The 1,582-nt window shown below is 69.7% G+C and carries 2 protein-coding genes; both read right to left on the bottom strand.

Translation table 11 applies throughout. The annotated features are described in order from the left end of the window. A partial coding sequence (locus IE294_RS46635) for an SDR family NAD(P)-dependent oxidoreductase (protein WP_189895374.1) occupies nucleotides 1-168 on the bottom strand: 168 nt, incomplete at its 3' end. Nucleotides 169-570: 402 nt separating this feature from the next. Further along, nucleotides 571-1,386 (bottom strand): helix-turn-helix domain-containing protein, encoded by an 816-nt coding sequence (locus IE294_RS46640; protein ID WP_189895375.1) that lies wholly within the window; start codon nucleotides 1,384-1,386, stop codon nucleotides 571-573. Nucleotides 1,387-1,582: the final 196 nt, after the last annotated feature.

The raw sequence follows: 1,582 nt of genomic DNA on the forward strand, positions 1-1,582 counted from the left end.
GCCGCCCTGGGCCTCGATGGCCGCCACCGCCTCGTCCGCCTTGGCCTTGTTGCCGGCGTAGTGGACGGCGACGGCGTAACCGTCCTGGGCGAGGCGGTTGGTCACGGCGAGGCCGATGCCGCCGGTGCCGCCGGTGACCAGCGCGACGCGGGTGTGGGTGTCCGTCATGGTGACCAGTCCTTCGAGTGATGTGACAGGTGCTCGGCACGTGGTCCTCGCGCACACCGTCATCGCCTTTAACGCTTTGACGAGATCGACGATAACATAGCTTCGTGAGCATCGACAACACATTCACGTGATCGATGATCGCAGCGCCGAGAGGGATGGGATTTCCGGGTGGCCGAGGCACCTCGGAACACCCACAAGTCTTCCCTCGGCGCTTCCCGGCCACCATCGGGCAGGCCGGGCACCGGGAATGTGGCTCGCCATGATCAACCGTGGGGTTGACCCAATTGCGGAAGGACATCAGCGGGAGCCCTGGCGGACGACGCTCGGGAAAGCCCAGTCAGTCGCCGCCGTCGCACGATGCCAAGTGGCCACAGGAAGAGGAAGCCGGCCCGGTGCCGGGGTTCACTCCGTGGCGGCAGCGTCCCGGAGCCGCAGCAACGCCCGCTCGCTCGGCGAGCCCGGCTGGGCCTGATAGATGAACAGGTGCTGCCCGGCGGCGCCGTCGACGTCGAGGATCTGGTAGTTCAGGGTGAGGTCACCGACGATCGGATGGTGCAGGCGCTTCACGTCGCTCGTCTTGTCCCGCACGTCGAAACGGCTCCACAACCGGCGGAACTCCGCGTCCGCGGACAACTCCTCCACCAGTTCGTCCAGGCGGGGACGGCCCGCCGGGACGCCCGCTGTCGCCCGCAGCCAGGCGACCCCGGCCTCGGCGATCAGCTGCCAGTCCCGGTAGAAGGCACGGGCGGCCACCCTGTCGAGGAAGGTGAACCGAACCAGGTTGCCGTAAGGAAGGACTGGTGCGTACATGGCACGCCCCAGTGCGTTGCCGGCCAGGATGTCGAGGCAGGACCCGAGGACCAGGGCGGGGGTGGTGTCCCACGCCTCGATCAGGCGCATGACATGGGCGGCGACCTCGGCGTCCGCCGGGGCCGGCCGGTCCTGGTCCCGTACCAGAGCACGCATGTACCGCGCGGCGTCGGGGTTCAGCCTCAGCACCCGGGCGAGTGCCTGGAGCACCTGGTCGGAGGGGTGCTTCTCCCGGGCCTGTTCCAGGCGGGCGTAGTAGCCCTCGCTGAGACCGGCGAGCCGGGCGACCTCTTCCTGCTTGAGGCCGGGAGTACGGCGTGGGGCGTCGTCCGGCAGCCCCGCCTCCCGGGGGGAGACCACTGCCCTGCGGGCGCGCAGAAAGCGGCCGAGCTGGTTGACGCTGTCCATGCGCACCAGGCTACTCGGACGAAGCGCGACCCGTGGGGGGAAAGCGTACGGCGACGCCCCCGCCCGCGGTGCCGGACGGTGGTCTTGCCGTCCGGCACCGCGGGCGGGGTGACGTCACCCGTGAGCGCCCGATGTCACTTGGCGAGGAACTCCAGCAGGGCGGCGTTGACTTCCTCCGGGTGGGTCCAGGCGATGT

The organism is Streptomyces canarius (assembly GCF_014650735.1).
GTDB classification, from domain to species: Bacteria; Actinomycetota; Actinomycetes; order Streptomycetales; family Streptomycetaceae; genus Streptomyces; species Streptomyces olivaceoviridis.

Bases quoted from the DNA above. Each gene is read 5' to 3' on its own strand.
- IE294_RS46640 (WP_189895375.1), bottom strand. From the start codon at position 1,386: ATGGACAGCGTCAACCAGCTCGGCCGCTTTCTGCGCGCCCGCAGGGCA.